The following is a 21230-nucleotide window of genomic DNA, read 5'->3' as shown; positions in this document are numbered from 1 at the left end:
AGGCCATGGTTATGAGAAGGGGTTCAGTCTTACTCGCAGCCAGTATTTTATTACTTAGTAGCGCCAGTCTTGCTGGGGCAACAGTAGACAAAAATGACCGAGAGATTAAGGAGCTCATCCATTTTCTCATTTCGCCGCCAATGTTGACACTCAGTAAAGATTCTCTTTCTGTTCCTTTGAGTTTTTACGTAGGAGATCTTGAAGATATCACAAGGTATTTTGGTGATTATATCTGTACACCCCTTAATACCTGTACAGTAGTCGATACACTCTATGAGGGTCCATTTGCCATTTTAGGCCGTGGCCTCCCACCTGAACAAGGTACGGAACTGGAATGGTTTCAGGCGCAAACTCAGATTGAACGCACGAACATCAAATATGGTACAGCCATTTATGACGCAGCAACCTGGCAGATTGCTTTGGCGCTTGCTGCAAAATATCATTATTTGGCTTGGGATACTGCAAAAACGTTTATTGCCAATCAATTACAATCTATCTTAAATCCAGGCAATCGTGCTATCAATACTCTATTTCAATATGGTTATCAACAATCCATTACGGATCCAACCCTTGCTTTTACTTTTCGTCTGATTACAACGGATTTTTATAATAAAGATCCCTTTTTCCAAAGTAGATATCAGAATTTTATTAGTTGGGATTATGAGCCCGATAAATTGGCCAAACTTGACCCTACCCATTCTTCCCCTGATTTTTTTAAATATGTGACTACTTGGTCTGACTGGCAGCCACTAACAGGGGATAATGCCTGGGCGCAGATAATTGGCCCACTGCAAGCAGACTATTTACTTTATAACGGCAGTATTCCTATCACTTCAAAAGCATTGAGCAATGCAATGAATAGTCTATATGCTTTTTCTGCAATGCAGGCGGCTATAGGCGCTTTTTATTATGCCCCAGGCGGAACGGTAGGAACTCAAGGTCTCATTCCCGAAGGTGAAATTTCGGTAGAAGACAATTTCTCTGTGTTGGCCGGATTGCAGATTTTAAAGCGTATTTTGCAAAATACGGAACAAACCTCAGAAGTCGTCTTAGCTTTGCAACGTATTGATGTAATGCTATATGGGGGAAAAACGGTTAACGGCTATGACACACTGGGTTTACTGGTTTTTTTGTATAACGGTGCTTTTGATGCAAAGAAAGGCTTATTTTTTACCCATGGTACGGCTATTACGCCTTCTGCAATTGATGATTGGCAGCCTGATACTACCGATGAAGGAAGTTTCATGTCTGTGAATGTTAATCTCTGGGGGATTTCGGCGCTGGGAGTGGAAACTGTCGATCGGTGGTTTGGCCCTAATACAGCTCGAAAAATATGGCGCATTGTGCGTAATCAGGGTGGGTATTTTAATGGTGGTCAATTATGGGGTGTGGGGTTTACCATGGATAATAATATCGGTCCAATACCCGAAAACATAATGTCAACGGAAGGTACTGCCAGTGCGATTAATACCCTGAATTCTTTGATTGATTATTATTCTGGTAGGGGTATTGATATTTCAGAGTTAGAAGAGGATTTGGAGAGTATGGAGGCAAATATTCTGCATTTACGCAATGATTTGTATTTGGATTCGCAATTTTTCGATGCCACCCCAAAAGAATCCTTTGTAGTGGTCCCCCCTGATATAGGTCAAGCTTATTTGTATGCCAGTAGGCGTTTTCCCTTACCCTGGGATTGGAACTGGAATGCCAATACTCTGGCTGCCACGGTGGCGAACGCCTGGGTATTAATGAATAAATTCGATTTTAATCCTTTCCAATACCAGGGTAAATTAACCGGTGAAAATTATTCTGTCCCCGCTAAGACGGATATAAGAAATGTTGATAACTTCATAGAGGGTGGGGCACTGCCGAAGCGCGTTACTGTGCAGTTTACAGCAGGTGATTTGGGGGCAATCAGTCAATTAAGCCTAAGTTATAACCTGGATGGTTCTCAAGCCAATTGGTTTGTAGCGTCGACAATAGGGCGGCGCGAAGGCATTGCCTTTTTACCTAAAGGTACTCAGGCTATTGCAATTACCTTTTTTAACGGAGGATGGGCAATGGCTTGTCAAGTAATTCCAGCTTCCAAGATCTGTAAGGATCAAGAATGTGGTGGTGTTAAAACTATTAAAGCACGGTGGAGCTCTGACGGAAAAGGAGAGTGTGATTTAAGTGATTAACTAGTTTGGAGTTAAGTTAATAGTAATTATGAACAAATTAATTAACCTGAATAGGTGGCGAATCATGATTAGTTAAATCACCTGTAACTTTCGCTTTTTCTACTTTCTGCTGCTGGGCAAAAAATTGGAATTTATTTTCGTCACAAGAAACGCCTTCATTTTTAAATAAAATCTCTCTACAAAAATCAGTGAATTTGATGAGTGCAATCCCCATGGAAAGCAATAAACCCACTGACTGATGTTTTTTCTGTGCAATAACCGCTTGGGCTTTATCTGAAAAAACCATACCATGACTTTGGAGTGTATTGAGTAGTCCTAAATCAGTTTTTTCAATAACGGATAAACTTAATGATACTGTTTGCAGCAGAGCAGGTGACAAGTTTTCTACTAAAATTTGTACCGAAATGGGTTGATTTTTCTTGATTGCTAATAGCAAATAGTCTAATTTTTTTCTATTGTCTAGCGGATTAGCTACAGTATCCACTTTTTCCAAGACCAATCTAAGGCAGGCTGGATCTTTTCCAGCAATTGCTGACATAACTGCGTCCTTATCTTTAGTCTTGGCAAGCAGCGCTCGGGTGACATCACTGTCAGTAAAAGGTTGTCCAAATATATCTGAACTATGTGTTTTAAATGCATCGATCATTTGTTGTAAAAGTGCGGGATTACCGCCCCTTGCAGCATTATGAAAGATAAATTTGGCATTCACGTCATCTTTTACAAATTTGTCGAAAACCTTTTTTCCACTTTCAGTCTGTATGAAAGCATCAAAGGCTTCCTTTCTTCCACATCGCAATGTGGTTAAAAAGATAATTTGGGTCTGTTCCTTATTTAACTCTGGTAGCAATACAGTTAGTGTTGCTGGATTATTATTTACGGCTGCAATGTGGGCTGCCTGAAAAATGTTGTCTTTATCTTTTTCCAAAACAAGCAGTTGCCTTGCCAGATCAGCATTATCAAAATACCCTGCAAGTTCAATGGTACTCGTAGCTATATCGTCTGCTCTGGCTTTTTGACTCACATTATTAGTGGTTAAATATTGCTGATAAATTGAATCAACCTTTGGGAAATTGGTTCTTACCGGTTTTTCTGGGTGACTAACTACACTCACTAATAAGCCCATTTCCGAGGTACTGTATGTAAAGATATTTTTGCGTAATTCAGTTACCAAATCAGTTTCGTTAGAGAAAAATTTTGGTCCATCCTCATAATTCGGATCGTAGACTTCGTATTGACCGTTGCTTTTGGAAATAGTCACTGTATGGTTGGGAGTGCGTACCAACATAACTTCATCATTCTGTAGGTTGATATCTGCAAATATTTTTCTCCAATTAGTATCGTTAGTCACTAAAGGGAGATCAAAGTGTGATTTTAATGGTTTATTGTTAATTTTTTGAGTTTCATAGGCACGGGTTTGGTTGAGTCCCTTGATGTATTTATCAGGCTTAAAGCTGAGAATAACTTCCGCTACAAATTGATTAACCGACTCTTCTTCGTTCTGGCTGATTTTCTTTCCTGCCACATAGTCCATTAATTTCCAAAATTCCCCTTTTTTACCTTCCAGGATATATTTTGCATAGATAATGGCTAATCCATTACAAACGCCGTCAGAATTCATTTTCAAGGGTAGATTATGCCATTGCAGGTACTGATTAAGATTTTCGATCACCTGATTTTGGGAGAGATCCACTGCCATTAAATCACCTTTAAGCGTTAACCTTCCATGAGCCACCTTAATCCGTACCGTATATTAGAGCGTCTGGAGCTCTATAAACAGTTAGTCTAATTTTAGCAGTCGATTATTAAGCTTAAATTAAGTCGTAATGAGAAAGAAACTGAGAAACTAATTGAGGCAATCACATTATAAAATAATACCTAGCACTACCTCACGTTGTTCACTTAGCAGCACGTTGAAAGTACGGCAAGCAGCACCAATAGACATACACTCCAAACCAATCCCCTGATTTGCCAGAGCCTGGATTATAGAGAAAGAAACAAACTCTCCCTGTTTATGGTGGCCGATAATAAGGATTTTCGGTTGATATTTAAGAAGCGGGAGTAATAATTCGTCATTCAATTCATTAACCCGGTGAATTGGCCAGTCAGTTATAATTTCATGGCGATTAACAATGAGACTGGTTTGATAAGAGATTGAGTCAATCTGAATCTCTTTTTCACTATAGGCTTGTATCGTGTACTGGTCTGTTGTTTCTAAGTTGATATGCATGGTGTTTAATCAAGCAAAATAATTTATACTACTGCTCAGTATACCACAGAGGTTAAAAAGATGAGTCAATTTCCACGAATCAAACGTTTGCCGCCCTATGTCTTTAACACATTAACACAGTTGAAGTCTGAGGCGCGAGCGCGTGGAGACGATATCATCGATTTTGGCATGGGCAATCCTGATCAACCAACCCCGCAGCATATTGTTGATAAATTGATTGAAACAGTAAAGCGGCCTGACACTCACCGTTATTCCATGTCGAAAGGTATTCCCCGATTACGCCGTGCGATGGCATCCTGGTATGAACGCAATTATCAAGTTGGCCTTGATAGTGAAAAGCAGATTGTTACTACAATAGGCTCAAAAGAAGGGTTAGCCCACCTTGCTTTGGCAATTAGTGGCCCAGGCGATACGGTACTGGTTCCTGACCCTGCCTATCCGATTCATACCTATGGCTTTATCATTGCAGGAGCAAATGTTAAGCAAATTCCTCTTATTGATGAAAATCAATTTTTAGAAGCAGTGCAAGTTGCTATTGAACAAACCTGGCCAAGGCCGAAAGCTTTGGTTATCAGTTTTCCCGCTAATCCAAGTACTCATTGTGTGGAATATGAATTTTTTGAACGGGTAGTTGCGTTGGCTAAACATCATGGTATTTGGATTATTCATGATTTAGCTTATGCTGACATTGTTTTTGATGGTTACAAAGCCCCCTCCATTTTGCAAGTACCAGGTGCAATTGATGTAGCAATTGAGACCTATTCTATGTCGAAATCCTACAATATGCCTGGTTGGCGCGTTGGATTTGCCTGTGGTAATGAGGAGTTAGTTGCTGCGTTAACCCGAATTAAGTCGTATCTGGATTATGGAACATTTACCCCCATCCAAGTGGCTGCTATCGCTGCACTCGAGGGGCCTGATGACTGTGTGCATGAGATTCGAGCTTTGTATGAACAGCGACGGGATGTGTTATGTGAAGGTCTGCAGGATCTTGGCTGGTATGTAGAAAAACCAAAAGCTACCATGTTTGTCTGGGCACCAATTCCTTCTTTTTACAGCTCTATGGGCTCCCTTGAGTTTTCCAAATATCTGCTACAGGAAGCCTGTGTCGCCGTATCTCCAGGTATAGGATTTGGCCCACAGGGAGACAATTTTGTTCGCTTTGGCTTAATAGAAAATAACCAGAGAACCCGGCAGGCGTTACGTAATTTAAAGGCATTATTTAAACGAGATGGTTACTTGCAGGCAGTTTAGTGATGGATGTAGTTGTTAACAGTGTAAAGGACGATGCTCCAGAGGGAAGTAAACCACTTGTCAGTTTTGGCCACTATTACCTCAATTTTTTAAGTTGCCTGGGTTATGATCCAATCTACCCACCACTGGCTGATTTACTGCGTCTCTCTCACCATTTAGAAGGGAAATGGTTGATCGCATCCCCCATTCATTGGCAAGCAAGTCATAACGATGCAATGGTGGTTGCAACTGGTGAAGAGCTGGAGTTAACAGAAGAACACTCTCGCTTATTGTTTGCGGAGCTTGAGCAGTTTTTGAAAGGGGATGATTTTTCGCCGGTATATCACGACGCGCAAACTTGGTTATTCAACATAGATACCAAGCCTGTTTTTAGTAGCAAATCAGTTTACGCAATGCAGCATCAGTCGATGATGCCTGCTCTTGAGGCAATGGATAGCACACTTTTTTGGCAGCGTTTAATCACTGAATTACAAATGTATCTGAGTTCTCATCCCCTAAACCAGCAACGACAGAATAAATTGGCTATTAATGGCTTGTGGTTTTGGGGGACCGGTGAATTTAAACTCCCCAAAAATAAAAAAATAGCTACTGACGATAAAGTGCTTCTTGTTAATCCTTGTAACCAACTAGAGCAAATTACCCTTTTCACACCAGATTCAGTCATTCAAAACAATGATTTGTTACTTTTAAAATACCCGCAGCATATTAATTTGGCGATGATCGAGGAAAACACAAAAAATATTACCACGCACTGGTTTTGGAATAACCTGGCATATACCAAGCAAAAGAGTCGCTGGTGGTCGAGATTATGGAGATAATAGGTTATGCGTATTAAACAACGAGAGTTACCCGACTCTTTACCCGTTTTGCCTTCTTGCCCGCCTGTTTTACAGCGTATCTATGCCTCTCGTGGAGTAAACCATGAATCCCAATTAGACAAAAGTTTACAAGCTCTACTGCCGTTTGACGCCTTAACAGATATTGATAAAGCTTGTATTCGTCTCGCTAAAGCCCTGGAGGCGAAAGAGCGTATTCTTATTATTGGTGATTTTGATGCAGATGGCGCAACATCCACGACTCTCGCGGTTTCAGCCTTACGTGCAATGGGAGCCTCTCAGGTTGAGTTTTTAGTCCCTAATCGCTTTGATTTTGGCTATGGCTTAACGCCAGCAATAGTGGAGGTTGCTAAAAAATGGCAGCCACATTTGATAATCACGGTCGATAATGGTATTGCCAGTATTGATGGTGTTGATGCAGCCAATCAAGCGGGTATTGATGTACTGGTTACTGATCATCACCTGCCTGCTGACATTTTGCCTAAGGCTTGTGCAATCGTGAATCCTAATCAAGCAGGGGATCAATTTAAGAGTAAATCAATTGCTGGTGTAGGTGTTATTTTCTATCTGATGTTAGCTTTAAGACGGCATCTTGCTAATAACGATTGGTTTAATGCCCAAGAACTTACTGCACCCAATATGGCACAATTTCTTGATTTGGTTGCTTTAGGCACTGTTGCGGATGTGGTGGCGCTTGATCAAAATAATCGTATTTTGGTTAATCAAGGTCTGGCACGTATGCGTCAAGGTCTTTGTCGCCCTGGTATTAAAGCTTTAATTGAAATTGCCAATCGTGACTGTTCCCGTTTACGAGAAAGTGATTTGGGTTTTGTCGTTGCTCCAAGACTGAATGCCGCAGGACGACTTGATGATATGTCGTTGGGTATTGAGTGTTTGTTGAGCCATGATCTTGAGAAAGCACGTTTATTGGCAGAACAATTAGATGAGTTGAATCAAGAGCGGCGAGTGATTGAAGCTGAAATGAAAGAGCAGGCAATGATAGCAGTAGATAAGTTAGCTAAAAAAATGACTGATACACAGCGGTTGCCGCTTGCTTTATGTTTGATGGATCAGTCTTGGCATCAAGGGGTTATTGGTATTCTGGCAGGGCGCTTAAAAGATCGCTATCACCGGCCAGTTATTGCTTTCGCTGCGGTGAGTGAGAATGAATTGAAAGGTTCGGCAAGATCAGTACCTGGTTTGAACATACGTGATGTTTTGGCCGCTGTTGATAAAGATAGGCCTGGTTTACTCACTAAATTTGGTGGGCATGCTATGGCAGCTGGTTTAAGTATGCATCCGCACGCGTTTGAGGATTTTCAACAGGCTTTTGTTGCTGAAGTTGCCAAACATATCGATATCTCTCAGTGTGAAGGCGAACTCTTGACAGATGGTTCTTTGAGTCGTGACGAATTATGTTTGCAAATAGCCTTGCTTTTGCAGCAGGCTGGACCCTGGGGGCAGCAATTTCCTGAGCCTTGTTTTGATAATATTTTTGAAGTTCTTGATCAACGTTTAGTCGGGAAAAATCATTTAAAGTTGGCCTTGGTTCATCCTGATGGTGGAGACGCTATTGATGCAATTGCTTTTAATGTCGATCTAAATCAATGGCCCAATCACCGAGTTAAGAAAATACAGGCTGCTTATAAATTGGATATCAATAATTATCAGGGAAGAACGAGACTCCAGTTAGTCATTGATGCCTTACAGGCAATTTGAATATTGGGAGCGGCAAAGCGCAGCTAATCAATGTTTTTCGGCCAAGATAGTAGAAATGTGAACAGACTCCGCAAAATAGAGTATAATAGTCCCTTAGTTTAATGGTCCGATAATTTGTAGTGCAATCATTACCTAATCCACTGTTTTCAACAGGACTACGAAAAATTTCGAGGTTGCGGGAAAATTTGATTTTACTGAGGGAGTCTAGCTAACTAAATGACCGAATTAAAATCAAATTTTAACGACGAGATCGGCGTTTTACGCAAATCCTTAATTTCGCCGCTTGCTATAGCGCCAATGATTGATTGGACTTACACGCATTTTCGTGTCTTTATGCGTCTTACAGCTCCCCATGCCTTGTTGTATACAGAAATGCAAACCATAGGGGCTGTCACCAATAATCCTGCGCGCGCACTTTTCTTTGATCCTGTGGAGCATCCTTTGGCATTACAACTGGGTGGTGCAAATAAGGATGGTTTAGTTCGTTGCGCAAAAATCGCAGAGGAAAAAGGCTTTGCAGAAGTTAATTTAAATTTGGGTTGTCCCAGTGACAAAGTGCAGGCAGGTCATTTTGGTGCCTGTTTGATGGCTGAACCTGAACAAGTAGCTGATTGTATTTCAGCAATGAAAAAAGTAGTTTCAATTCCGGTGACGGCTAAGACGCGAATCGGAATAGATCACCAGGATAGCTATGATTTTTTTGCGGCTTTTGCCCACCGATTGATAGATGCTGGCTGTGATAAATTGATTGTGCATGCTCGGAAAGCCTGGCTGCATGGTTTAAATCCCAAGCAAAATCGCACCATTCCTCCTTTGCATTATGAGTTTGTTTATAAAATTAAAAAAGAAATACCAACGATACCTGTGGTTATCAACGGTAATATTAATACAGCAAATGAAATTAAAAACCATTTACAACAAGTTGATGGGGTGATGTTAGGGCGTTTGGCTTGCCAAAATCCTTATGCATTGGCTGCTATTCATCATCAACTTTATCCAGATTTACCCCAACCAACACGTTCGGCTATCTGGCATGAATATATTGCCTATATTCGTGGACAATTTGAACGTGGTATACCTTTAACTCTGTTACTTAAACCAGCTTTTAATTTGGCTTATGGTTTGCCGCATGCAAAATCCTGGAAAGACAGATTAGTACAAGCACAACAGCTAAAACAAGTTGATAAATTAGATGAGTCAGTCGCTATGCTAAGTGAAATGGAAGAGGCAGCAGCAGCTCTGGCTGCGATATAAAAATTCAGCGAATCCCCGTTGTATATATTGTTATTGCCCCCAAATGAAGAAGAATAGGATATTCAAGCGTTCATTTTGTTTGCAGTGCTGAGCTATTTGGTTGGCATTGTATGGTTTACGTGGCATTTTGGGCAAAATTCTAGTAAATTAAGCGCCTTTAAAGCCGGAATTATCGAGAGGATTATCAGGGCTATGCTGAATACGTTGATGAAAAAAATGTTTGGTAGTCGCAATGAACGTACTTTGCGACGCATGGAAAAAACAGTACAGGTTATTAATGCTTTTGAAGCCCAGATGCAGGTACTTAAGGATGAGGAATTAGCCGCTAAAACAGCACAATTTCAAGCCCGCTTGGCTGAAGGCGAAACACTGGACGAATTATTGGCAGAAGCTTTTGCCGTGGTGCGTGAGGTATCAGTACGGACTTTAGGGTTAAGACATTTTGACGTGCAATTAATCGGCGGTATGGTGCTGCATGAGGGCAATATTGCAGAAATGCGCACAGGAGAAGGTAAAACACTGGTTGCGACACTTCCTGCTTATTTGAACGCTATTAGTGGACGTGGTGTGCATGTCGTTACAGTCAACGATTACCTCGCTAAGCGTGATAGCCAATGGATGCAACCTATTTTTGAGTTTTTAGGCTTAACGGTGGGTGTTATTTATCCCGATATGCCACATGATGCCAAACAAGCTGCGTATCGTGCTGATATCGTTTATGGTACTAACAATGAATTCGGTTTTGATTATCTGCGTGACAACATGGCCTTTAGCCTGGCAGATAAAGTTCAGCGTGAATTAAATTTTGCGATTGTTGACGAAGTTGATTCTATTTTGATTGACGAGGCACGTACACCTCTGATTATTTCAGGTTCAGCTGAAGGTAGTTCAGAATTGTATATGAAGGTAAATACATTGATTCCCTTGCTAAAAAGGCAACAGGAAGAGGGAGACGATGGTGATTACACAATTGATGAGAAACAAAAACAAGCTCATTTAACTGAGATTGGTCATCAGCATATTGAAGAACTGTTAATGAAAGAAAATTTACTGGATCCAGGCGAGAGCTTGTATCACGCCAGTAACATTATTCTTATGCATCACGTGAATGCTGCGCTCAGAGCTCATGCAATGTTCCATCGTGATGTTGATTATATTGTTAAAGACAATCAAGTTGTTATTGTCGATGAACATACTGGCCGTACTATGGCGGGTCGGCGTTGGTCAGAAGGATTGCATCAAGCTATCGAAGCAAAAGAAGGTGTTGCCATCCAACAGGAAAACCAAACACTCGCTTCAATCACTTTTCAGAATTATTTCAGATTATATAACAAACTGTCGGGAATGACAGGAACCGCCGATACGGAAGCTTATGAATTCCAACAAATTTATAATCTGGAAGTGGTGGTTATACCTACGAATAAACCGATGCGTCGCCATGATCAAGCTGATCTGATTTATCTAAGTCAACAGGATAAGTACCAAGCGATTATTGAGGATGTAAAAGATTGTGTGCTACGTAAGCAACCTGTGTTAGTCGGTACGGCATCCATTGAGGCATCGGAATTGTTAAGCCAGTTATTAAAAAAAGCGGGTTTAAAACATCAGGTATTAAATGCCAAGTTCCACGAAAAAGAGGCGCAGATTATTGCTGAAGCGGGGCGCCCTGGTATCGTAACGATTGCTACTAACATGGCGGGTCGAGGTACGGATATTGTCTTGGGTGGCAGTCTTTCTGCGGAATTGGCGGCTTTGCCAGAGGATGCAACAGAGTCCGCTCGACAGGCTGTGCGCGCTGATTGGAAAAATCGTCATGAAGCAGTCCTCAAAGCAGGAGGGTTACGTATCATTGGTTCGGAGCGTCATGAATCCCGTCGGATCGACAATCAGCTGCGAGGCCGGGCTGGACGACAGGGTGATGAAGGAAGCAGTCGCTTCTACCTATCACTTGATGATAATTTAATGCGTATTTTCGCCTCTGAGCGTGTTGCCGCCATGATGCGTCGTTTGGGTATGAAACCTGGTGAGCCTATTGAACATAGTTTGGTGACTAAAGCGATTGAGAATGCCCAACGTAAATTGGAAGGACATCATTTTGATGTCAGAAAACAGTTGCTTGATTATGATAACGTCGCCAATGAACAAAGAAAAGTCATCTATACTCAACGTGCTGCGATTATGGCAATGACTGATCCACGTGAGGTAGCTGAATCGATGCGGGAGGATGTTATCTATGGATTGGTTGACAATTTTATACCCCCGCAAAGTTTGGAAGATCAATGGGATCTGAAAGGACTTACACAAGCTTTATCGGAAGATTTCAAACTGAAGGCAGATGTTGAGCAATGGATAGAAGACGATCATAGTATTCAGCCTGAACAGATTAGAGAAAAAATATTCCAGCTTTGCCTTGAGCAATATCAGGAAAAAGAGAAAATAGCGAGCAGGGAAGTACTGGCCCAATTTGAAAAGTCGGTCATTTTACAAACCATGGATACTCATTGGCGTGAGCATTTAGCAGCAATGGATCATTTACGTCAGGGTATTCATTTGCGGGGTTATGCTCAGAAAGATCCTAAACAAGAGTATAAACGAGAGGCATTCTCTTTGTTTACCATGATGCTTGATAATTTGAAATACGATATTGTTCGTTTACTCTCTTCGGTTGAAGTACAAACAGAAGAAGATGTGAATGCTGTTGAAGAGCAACGCCGAGCAGAGCAGATCCGTAAAATGCAGTTTCTGCATGAAGAGGAGCAAGCTGAAGCCGGAGAGCAAAATAGTGATACTACCTTTAGACGAGTTGAGAGAAAAATAGGGCGCAATGATCCTTGTCCTTGTGGTTCCGGCAAAAAATTTAAAAGTTGTCATGGAAGCTTGGTGTGAAGGTAGCAGTTGCCATCATTTTTGATCAGGAACAGAGAGTATTAATTACTCGTAGACCCGTGCATGCTGCTCATGGCGGCATGTGGGAATTTCCTGGTGGGAAGTTAGAAGCGAATGAGTTACCTGAGCAGGCTCTGATTAGGGAAATCAAAGAAGAAGTCGGTATTGATATTCTTGATTATCGTTTTTTGACTGAGGTAACCCATTCCTATGATGCCCAAGTAGTTCATTTGCTGGTATTTATCATCACTTGTTATGAAGGAAAACCCAGCTGTCGTGAATCTCAACTTGCTCTGCACTGGGTTGGCATTGAGGACTTGGATAACTATCAGTTTCCTGAGGCTAATATCGAGATTATTGAGTTGATAAGAATGGATTGTAAGCAGTCCGAAAGCGTGCTGTAAGCTTTAGCAGGTTTCTGAGCTCAATTTTGCCGCTCACTCAGTAAAGCAAGCAAAGCTCCTGACAGTAGAACTAATACACCCATCGCCTGAATAAGATTAATTTTTTCATTCAAAAGTAGAATACCAAAAATAACGACAAAGACTGGTTCCAGGACAGATAGAATCGACGCTTGTACGGAACTAATATATTTTAAACCTTGTAATAGCAAAACAATGGGTAAAGCGGTACAAATAATGCCGATGCCGCAAATATTAAACCAAACGTTTATACCGACAGGGACTTTGAAGGTGCCATCCATTAAAGCAGCTATTAAGCAGGCTGCCATACAACCAATCGAAACCATCAATGTAGCTAAGAGGGCAGGTACTGGACTGCTTTTACTCGCTATTAAATAAAGGGCGTAGAGAAGCGCGGATAATAAGCTTAAACCAATTCCTGTTACATCAAATTTTATTCCCTCTCCATGGGTGAGAAAGACTAATCCAATGAAAATGATGGTTATTGCCAGATAATAAATTTTGCTGATTTTTTGTTTGTAGAACAAAAAATTGATCAACATAACGATAGCCGGATAGGTAAAAAATATAACCATCGATAAACCGCTACCAATATATTTAGCTGCGATAAAATAAAAGATAGAACAGGCACCGTAAAATAAGGCACCGGCGGCGGTTACCTTGAAAAGCTCCCAGGTGCTGGCGTTAGACAGTGCTGTTTTTATACTGGGAATTAAGAGAATAGCAATAAAAAGGCCGGAAACAAGAAAGCGCCAAAATAACATATTAGAGACTGAAATATCAGCATTAATGACACTAACGCCAAAGTACCCGATAAGGCCAAAAAAAAGGCCTGACAGCGCAGCATAGGCTGCGCCTTTCTTGTTATGTTGCAAAGAATATTCCCGTCTGCAGTTACTGACTATTTAGGCGGCTCTACTTGTGGTAGCCCCTGATCGTTTTCGGGTGCATCTTTATTGTTGTCGCTTGCCAACTCGGGCAATATCTCCCGTTTTACTAGAGACTCCCGATTTGTCTCTGCCATGCTAAAAAATGGATGTGTATGATAGGCAAAGTAGCGGATTGGCATAATGATTAAGAACGCACCTGTAATGCATTGTAACAGATCCGCAAGAGCACGGGGAGTCGAATGCTGATGTTCGAAATTCTTTTTTGCTAAAGTACAAAGAGTTTGTTTTTTCTCCTCGCAGGTCTTATCTGTTAATAAAGCAGGAATTGATGCCTGGCGGAATCGAGCTAATTCCTCCTTAGCTGGTTTTTCACAAACATAACTAGTAACAAAGTCATCAATTTTGTTGATAACTATAGCCATTTTATTAATATTGATTCCGTTATTGGTCCAAAGAGCCTCGTTAATTTCAACGGAACTATATTTATTAATCAGCCCTAAGGCCTTAATTAATTCAGCGTTGTCTAGCAGATCTTCAGTTATAAATTGATCTAAGCCTTTTTCATGCAGTAAATTAATTACCTCGACTGTCGAGCTTGATTTTAGATAGTCTACAGCATCAATCTCTTTATCGGACAATATTTTAATAAACTGTAATTGCTTTAGCATATCTGAGTAATCTGGGTTGCCTTGTACCAGGTCTTCAATTGCTTCGATTGCAGGTTGTTTAAAAATATATTTAAAACCGATCGACGTAATACAGTCTTTCAGTGTTTCATTTTTTACGGCTAGATACCTGCCCAGCGTAGCAAGCATCGCTGTTGCCTGATCTTTATCAGCATCATTCATGTCGATAAAGAAATCGTCATAAACATCCGAGAGAATGCCGTTATGAAGAGATAGTATCTTGTTTATTTTTTCAGATTTGTCAGCAAGTCCTTCTCTTTGAATCATGAGTGCTTGCAAGTGTTCTTCTAATTGTGCTTGAGTAGTCCATTCTTGATAGGTTCTTGGCACAGGAGTTTCAAACTCATCGACAAGTGCTTGTTCATTTTCATTGAACTTGTATTCATGCTCCAGTTTTGCAGCAAGAGCTTCTCGATGGCTTGTTTCAATTTCCTCCACTAGAGAATTGATGTTATGTTTTAAATTAGCAACGATATCATGTTCGGCTTGAACTACCGCTCTATCTAATCCTGTTGCAATGGTTTTCAAGGCCTGTAATTTATTCTTATAAAATTCAATGGGATCGATTTCATCTTCATTGATTGCATTGAATTCATTATCAAATGCTTCACTGATTTCCAAAACGGCTCTTTGATCTAACCCATAACTACCTAAATTGGCGTGGACTTTGTTAAAGATGTCTTTAAATACTCGCCCCTGATTGGTAATGGCTGCTTTAAGTTCTGCAATATTAACTTCTCTACAACGTTCTATTGCTTTCTTTATAGCAGGCAGTATTTCTTGTAACTCTTTTTCCTTATCTGAGGCTTTTGTCAGTACAGGTTCAAGAATTTCAGGTGACTTGCCATCTCTGGCAGCTTTAGCGACGCGTTCAACGGTACAGGCAGCCATTTTCTCAAGAAGCGCTCGTTCTTCGAAAGTAAATGCAAAATCTTCTTGAATTTGTGCTTTGATATTACGCTGTTCTTGTTCAACCCTATCTGCAATTGTATCGACTACTTTTACCATCGCAGTACAGATAGCTTCCTGCATGCTAACTATTTCTTGCTTTAATTCGTTTATATATTCATTTAAGGTGCTTTGCTTAGTTTGATAGAAACCTATCGTCATAGAATGAGAGCCTCTTTGCGGGACGGCTTCATATTCCTCATTAAAATATTCCTGTATTTCAACAAATTTATATTTGTTTTGTTCCCACAAACCATAGCCAGTTAGCTTTTCCTGGATATCAGAGTAAAAATGTTGAAATGCTTCTTGCTGCTTAGGAATAATATTGTCTTTAAGCTCTGTTATTCTTGCTTCTTCGCTAAGTGCGATAGCTTGTTTAACAGCAGGCAATAATGCATTGAATTCTTTTTCTTTTTTTGTAGCTTCTTGAAGTGCTTGTTCAAGCATGCTTGGTGTTTTGCTGCCTCTAGCCTGTTGAGCTATTCGTTCGATAGCAGCACTTTGCATGGCTTTTATAGCTTCTGCCCCTTCCGGGTCAAATTTAAGATTATGAGTTTTAATGTAGGCGAGAATTTCCCTTTGTTTTTGCTCAACACCATTAGCTACTTCATCTATTTTGTCAACCATAGCAGTGCAAATAGCTTCTTGTATGTCAAGAATTTCTGCTGTTAACTGATTTGTAATTTCAATTAAAGTTTTTTGCTTATCCTGATAAAAATCAATTTGACGAGCTAAGGTAATATCCGTAGGACACGCTGTTTGGCATTGTCTGGTAAATTGTTGTTCTATTGCAATAAACGAGTTTTCTTCTTCATTTTCTGGCCATAATCCATAAGCAACTAGTTTGCTACAAATGTCACTATAAAAATGCTGGAATGTTTCTTGTTGCTGTGGAATAAGGGTCTCTTTAAGTTCTACTATTCTTGCCTGCTGACCTTGTTTTACTACCTCTACAACTTTTGGCCATAGGCGATCAAATTCTTTCTCTTTATTTTGAACATCATCGAGTATTCTCTTTAAGGCATCAGGACTTACTACTTCTTTATAGGCAGGGTTAACATTGAATGTCTTTTTCACCTGTTCAATTAAAGCTTGCTCTTTATCCCCAAATTTTATGCCTCTATTCTCAACTTGGCTATCCAATGCGTTGAGATGTTTGGCAAATTTATCTGCAATTACATTAATTGCTTGAATTACACCAGAACTAATGTATTGTCGTTCGTCAATAATTACACGGTCAAATTCCGTTCTAAGCTCTTTTAATGTTTCTAGTTTTCTTATTTTGAATTCAACTTCATCGGTGTCACTATCTATTTTCTTATTATATTCACTAACAAATCTATCCTTTACATCTGCAATGATAGTATCATCGATATCAGCGCTCTCTAAAAGATTAGCCATCTCCTCATAAAGATGAGTAAAAGTTTCTGCTTGCTCCTTTATTCTCTTATTTAAATCAATCAGATTAGTTTCCCTTTCTTGATTAACTCGCTCAAGGTTCTCTTTCAGTTGATTAACGATCTCTTTTAAAGCGAGGTTACGCTCTGCATTACCTACTTGAGCGTATATTAGACCAGCTTTGACACCAAGTGTTTTATAGGGTTCATCTTTTTGTAAATTAATGCCATGAATTTTGACTAAGGGACTAGAAATTTCATTGAGCTCTTTCCATAAAGCTTCTTTGGTTGCGTTTTCTGCCTGAATACGATTTCTCTCTCTTTCAACGGCAAGCCTCAGTGTTCGGTAGCTGTTAATAAAGTCCTCTAACAGACCGCGAATCACGTCTGGAGTAGCTCGTTGCAACATATTTTTTAGATTCCCATAAGTTGCTTTATGTTGCTCAAAAGATTTTAGAGCTTTAGCAAACTCAGCATCTTCTTCATACTTTTTGGGATATGGAAGTTCTGAGGAAACCTCTCTGTCTAGCTCGGGAATAAGAAATCCTGTCTTACCTATGTTGCTATGATACGAGGTCTTTCGGGCAATAAACACTTCGTAGGCTGCAATTTGTTTTTCATAACGATTGTAAGCGGCTAATGCAGCACGATCGTCTTTAGATAATTGAGCTTCGGCATCTGGCTTGGTAGCTGGTAATTCCAATATAAGCGGGGAGTATTTATTTTGTAGTTCGGCTTTGATTCGGCTTAATTCTTCAATATGAATAGCTGTTTTGTCCCATGATTTCATATCTGGATTCTGGCAAGCAGCTTCTAGACGTTCTATTGCTCTGATTGCTGCGGTAACTTTAGCTTGTAATTCAGTTCTATTCATAAAAACCCCGGATTTTTGGTAAATTTCTATGCTTCCTGCTGCCGATACCAAATCAATGTGATCGTAAAATACCCATATTTAATAATTGTTAATATAGCTGATTAACATTAAGCTACTATTAAGAATCACAAAAAATTGAAATATTTGAAGAGGTCAGGAATAGGGAAGTTTGAGATTTGATTGAATAGTTGGGTAAAAATTTCTATAACTGGCAAATCGCCAAATCAAGCCTGGCTTCTGTTTCGCGTACTTCACGCATCGTACTGATTTCACATAGGCGCAGGGTGAAGCCATGATGGCCAAGTTGCATGCGAGGTGCAATACCAAAGGATTTATCAATTCTGAGCAGGATCAGATGGCAGGAAGTCCGCGATGGCAACTGTCGCTGATAAAAACCATTGAATATATCAATTTTGTCAAATTGAGCAGAGTTGCGTAATAAAGATAAATAGAGATCAACCGTAGAGTGCAGGGTGCGAAGGCTGTCCAGCCAGACAACGAGATCTCTCTGCCGTAGGGCTGGATTGGATTCTAACCATAATAAAAGTTGGGGTGAATAACCTTCGTAATCATTGGTCTGCGTAGGTAAGGTAAGCCTTATAGATTGTAAAAAAGGATTATTATGAATATTTTCCCCGAAACGACCAACCACATGGGTCAACACTTGTATTTGGGTATGAAGACTGTCGCATACTTCTTTAGAGAGGCTGGTATTCGATTTGTTTAAGATGTGTTCTATTCGCATCAATTCCTTTAAAAACCTACTTTTGAGCTCGGGTTTTTCAATCAGTTTAATGATTTCTATCACATTTTTAAGTGCATAGTGATGTATAACGGGGTGCGTTTCTTCACAAGCCTGATCAATGGTTTGGTACAAACATTCTAGCCGTAAGGCAATTTTAGGCAGATAATGAGTGGCTAATTGAAAAGTAATTGTACTTTGAGGCATATGAAATTGCTGTCCTTAGCCGATTTTTGCGCAGTTTAGCATAAAATTATAATACTATAAAAAGGGGAAAAAACATACCTCAGCGCAAAGCTCATGAATAATAAGTAAGTTTTAGCTCATCATGGCTTTTGGCGAGCAAATTGTAAATACTGATAATGCAAATTTTCAATTTTTTTTTCTAGTTCCGTCAAGCTATCATCATTTACAATAATATCGTCGGCAATTTCTCGTCGATTTAAGTCGTTGGCCTGAGTTTCCAGGATTTGCAATGCCTGTTTGCGAGGACTCTTATCTCTACGCATGACTCGTTCGATCTGTAGTTCACGTTCAGCGAGGACAAGTAATACGCGATTTAGATAAGGATAATCCTTGCGATCATTCAATAATGGGATTTCAATCACACAGTAGGGGCTATTAGTTGTCCTAATTTCATTTGCGATCTCCTGCCGAATCAGGGGATGTAATAGCTTTTCCAGCCATAAGCGCTGTTTAGGATTAGTGAAGATGATTTCCCTTAATGCACTACGGTTGAGTTCCCCTGTATTATTAATCACGCTATTGCCAAAATGATTTTCAATTTCATTTAATGCGGTTTGGCCAGGGGTGGTTAGTTTTCTTGCAATTTCATCGGCGCTAATCACTTTGAGGCCGCGTTTTTTAAAAAAAGCGGCAACGGTTGATTTACCACTGGCGACATTGCCTGTTAATCCAACACAATACATAGTTAGCGTTCTCTGGAGTTTAAATTCCTACACATGAACAGATAAGTGTAGCAAGTTTCAGGTAGATCACTTTTAGAATGGCAATAGGCCTTTGCGGCCAGAGCGGCATCGTCTGCATGCATATAAATATTGGATCGCCAAACTTTAGCTTCCGCGTCTAATGCAGGGCATTGCCACATAGGGCGGGTCGATACGCCGTGTAAGAAAAAGTCACAGTCTTCCCTTGAGCTTTTGCAACTGCCAGGTATTTGACTTGCTTTTTTGCAGGCATCGAAGGCTTTATTGATGGCTGCTAATTGATACGAATTGTTAACAGTCCATTGTTTGTTTTGGGCGTCATGGGCTGTACACTGCCAATAATTAAGATCATCAGCCATAAGTAGGGGGGAAAAAAGAGAACCTAAAGCTAAACCAAGAATTGTGTGCTTGTTCATGCTATGGCACCTTCTTCAATAAGTTGAAATAACTGTTCATGGGGCATTGCTTTTGCAAAATACCAACCTTGCATGAGATTAATTTGATAATGGCGCAGAAAGTTAAATTGCTCAATGGTTTCTACTCCTTCAGCGATAATTGTAAGTTTCAAAACATTAGCCATTTGTATAATAGCTTGACTCAATGTTTCAGTAACGGCTCCTGTGCCAATGGAATGTACAAACAGTTTGTCAATCTTAAGATAATTAAAAGGAAAATGTTGTAGATATTTAATACTGGCATGCCCCGTGCCAAAATCATCAATTGCCAGTGAATGGCCTCTAGCCCTCAATTCATTCATTCTTGTTATAAGGCGAGAATCATTTTGATCTAGCAATTCTCGTTCGGTTAGTTCAATCAATATCTGTTGGGCAGGGATCTGATATTTATCGCTGAGATGATAAAATTGAGTGAAAAATTCCTCTTTCTGGAAGTGGTTCGCTGACAGATTGAAAGCTAAATGAAAATAAGAATGCGTTTTAAGAAATTGATGGCATTCCTGAAAGCTTTTTTCAATCAACTGTAGTGTAATAGGAACAATTAAACCCGATTTTTCTGCTTCTTCAATGAATACATCTGGCAAAATTTCACTGGTGTTTGTATACCAACGCAACAAAACTTCCGCTCCACAAAATCTGTTTTCTTTATTATCCATGATCGGTTGATAGACAGGGTTGAAGTGTTTGTGTTTAATAGCATTGCTTAAAGCATAGTTTAAAGAAAAACGTTTATTCAAAAGCATGCGGAATTTTAAGTACAAAAGAATTAAAACAAGCAGTAGAATTACACCAAGAACTGATTGGTGAAGGAAAAAATCCTTATTAAATTGCAGTTGATTGACGGTAATAATAATGGAGTAGCTATCTAAATCCTGTAAAGGCGCTTTAACAAAATTATGTCGTGGATTGGTGGCCGGATCGTTACCAATATGAAAAACGATTTTTTTCTCTCTTTCATTGTATAAGCCAACGTATCCAAGTTGGGGGGAAACGGAGCGAAGCAAATCTTCAATAACAGTTTTTATAATGTAAATGCCAAAATAATATTTCCCCATTTGTTGTTGTACTAAAAAAGCAGGTTGCTGTCCGGGCCCCAGAGGGATAGGACCGAAAATGGCTGGATTTTGGGATGAAGGAGCTGGGAGTAAATAGTTATCCTCTAAGGTTGAGCAAATAATTTTATTTTCTTGATCACTGATGACTGCACCGGAAATAGCAGGATTATTAAAAATAATATTACGCAGTTCAGGTAAGATATCCTGCTCACAGTTTTCAAAAGGATGGCCAAAGGGTAGGGTATAAGCTGAGTCGAGGGCTTTATCAAGAAAGTTATCAAATCGAAGTGCTACCTGATTGGCAATAAGCTGTAATTGCTGTTGTTTTTGTAGATGATATTGTTGCCGTTGATAGTAAATGGCGACAATAATTAGGAGGATAGCCAAAAACACCCAGGCAAAATTTAGCAAGCGCTGAGCGTTGATATGGTTAGCGTAGTGTTTGGCGTTCATTTGCC

Annotated in this window: 15 protein-coding genes; 7 read left to right on the top strand and 8 right to left on the bottom strand. The window is 40.0% G+C overall.

Annotated features, from left to right (window positions below; translation table 11 throughout):
* The first annotated feature begins 11 nt into the window (after window positions 1-11).
* Window positions 12-2180 (top strand): hypothetical protein, encoded by a 2169-nt coding sequence (locus Lfee_RS14845; RefSeq protein WP_058447760.1) that lies wholly within the window; start codon window positions 12-14, stop codon window positions 2178-2180.
* Window positions 2181-2217: 37 nt separating this feature from the next.
* On the opposite strand, the gene Lfee_RS14840 is transcribed toward Lfee_RS14845, so the two are convergent.
* Together Lfee_RS14840 and Lfee_RS14835 are read right to left on the bottom strand one after the other, a co-directional pair.
* Entirely contained in the window at window positions 2218-3702 is a 1485-nt protein-coding gene (locus tag Lfee_RS14840) for a hypothetical protein (RefSeq protein WP_156413404.1), read from the bottom strand.
* Between the two features lie 339 nt (window positions 3703-4041).
* Window positions 4042-4407, bottom strand: coding sequence for an Mth938-like domain-containing protein (locus Lfee_RS14835; protein WP_058447758.1), 366 nt, complete (start codon window positions 4405-4407; stop codon window positions 4042-4044).
* A gap of 60 nt (window positions 4408-4467) precedes the next feature.
* Between Lfee_RS14835 and alaC the strand changes: the two genes are divergently transcribed.
* From alaC to mutT, 6 genes are all read left to right on the top strand, one after another.
* Window positions 4468-5661: an alanine transaminase gene (gene alaC / locus Lfee_RS14830; RefSeq protein ID WP_058447757.1), complete on the top strand. Its 1194-nt coding sequence runs from the start codon at window positions 4468-4470 to the stop codon at window positions 5659-5661.
* A gap of 2 nt (window positions 5662-5663) precedes the next feature.
* Window positions 5664-6479, top strand: coding sequence for a hypothetical protein (locus Lfee_RS14825; protein ID WP_058447756.1), 816 nt, complete (start codon window positions 5664-5666; stop codon window positions 6477-6479).
* Window positions 6480-6485: 6 nt separating this feature from the next.
* Window positions 6486-8216, top strand: coding sequence for a single-stranded-DNA-specific exonuclease RecJ (gene recJ / locus Lfee_RS14820; protein WP_058447755.1), 1731 nt, complete (start codon window positions 6486-6488; stop codon window positions 8214-8216).
* A gap of 216 nt (window positions 8217-8432) precedes the next feature.
* Window positions 8433-9470, top strand: coding sequence for a tRNA dihydrouridine(20/20a) synthase DusA (gene dusA / locus Lfee_RS14815; protein WP_082646667.1), 1038 nt, complete (start codon window positions 8433-8435; stop codon window positions 9468-9470).
* A 192-nt stretch (window positions 9471-9662) separates the two neighbouring features.
* A complete protein-coding gene (gene secA / locus Lfee_RS14810) occupies window positions 9663-12356 on the top strand; it encodes a preprotein translocase subunit SecA (protein ID WP_058448045.1) in 2694 nt (897 codons plus the stop codon).
* The gene (gene mutT, locus Lfee_RS14805) at window positions 12353-12760 is read left to right on the top strand and encodes an 8-oxo-dGTP diphosphatase MutT (RefSeq protein ID WP_058447754.1); all 408 of its coding nucleotides are present in this window, start codon (window positions 12353-12355) and stop codon (window positions 12758-12760) included. Before secA ends, mutT begins: the two co-directional genes overlap by 4 nt.
* A gap of 20 nt (window positions 12761-12780) precedes the next feature.
* On the opposite strand, the gene Lfee_RS14800 is transcribed toward mutT, so the two are convergent.
* The 6 genes from Lfee_RS14800 to Lfee_RS14775 form a co-directional block, all read right to left on the bottom strand.
* Window positions 12781-13653 carry a DMT family transporter gene (locus Lfee_RS14800; RefSeq protein WP_058447753.1) on the bottom strand — a complete coding sequence of 291 codons (873 nt, stop codon included), beginning with the start codon at window positions 13651-13653 and terminating at the stop codon, window positions 12781-12783.
* 26 nt (window positions 13654-13679) lie between these two features.
* Window positions 13680-17573: a hypothetical protein gene (locus tag Lfee_RS14795; protein WP_058447752.1), complete on the bottom strand. Its 3894-nt coding sequence runs from the start codon at window positions 17571-17573 to the stop codon at window positions 13680-13682.
* Window positions 17574-17775: 202 nt separating this feature from the next.
* Complete coding sequence (gene zapD, locus Lfee_RS14790; protein ID WP_058447751.1) at window positions 17776-18522, bottom strand: cell division protein ZapD; 747 nt, start codon at window positions 18520-18522, stop codon at window positions 17776-17778.
* Window positions 18523-18641: 119 nt separating this feature from the next.
* Window positions 18642-19244, bottom strand: a complete 603-nt coding sequence (coaE, locus tag Lfee_RS14785; RefSeq protein ID WP_058447750.1) for a dephospho-CoA kinase — start codon at window positions 19242-19244, stop codon at window positions 18642-18644.
* Window positions 19245-19246: 2 nt separating this feature from the next.
* Entirely contained in the window at window positions 19247-19678 is a 432-nt protein-coding gene (locus Lfee_RS14780) for a hypothetical protein (RefSeq protein ID WP_058447749.1), read from the bottom strand.
* Window positions 19675-21225 (bottom strand): EAL domain-containing protein, encoded by a 1551-nt coding sequence (locus Lfee_RS14775; protein ID WP_058447748.1) that lies wholly within the window; start codon window positions 21223-21225, stop codon window positions 19675-19677. The genes Lfee_RS14780 and Lfee_RS14775 overlap by 4 nt, the downstream gene beginning before the upstream one ends.
* Window positions 21226-21230: the final 5 nt, after the last annotated feature.

This window comes from Legionella feeleii, assembly GCF_001467625.1.
Classification (GTDB): domain Bacteria; phylum Pseudomonadota; class Gammaproteobacteria; order Legionellales; family Legionellaceae; genus Tatlockia; species Tatlockia feeleii.
Note: the sequence above shows the minus strand (reverse complement) of the source record. Positions and strands in the feature narration are given on the sequence as shown.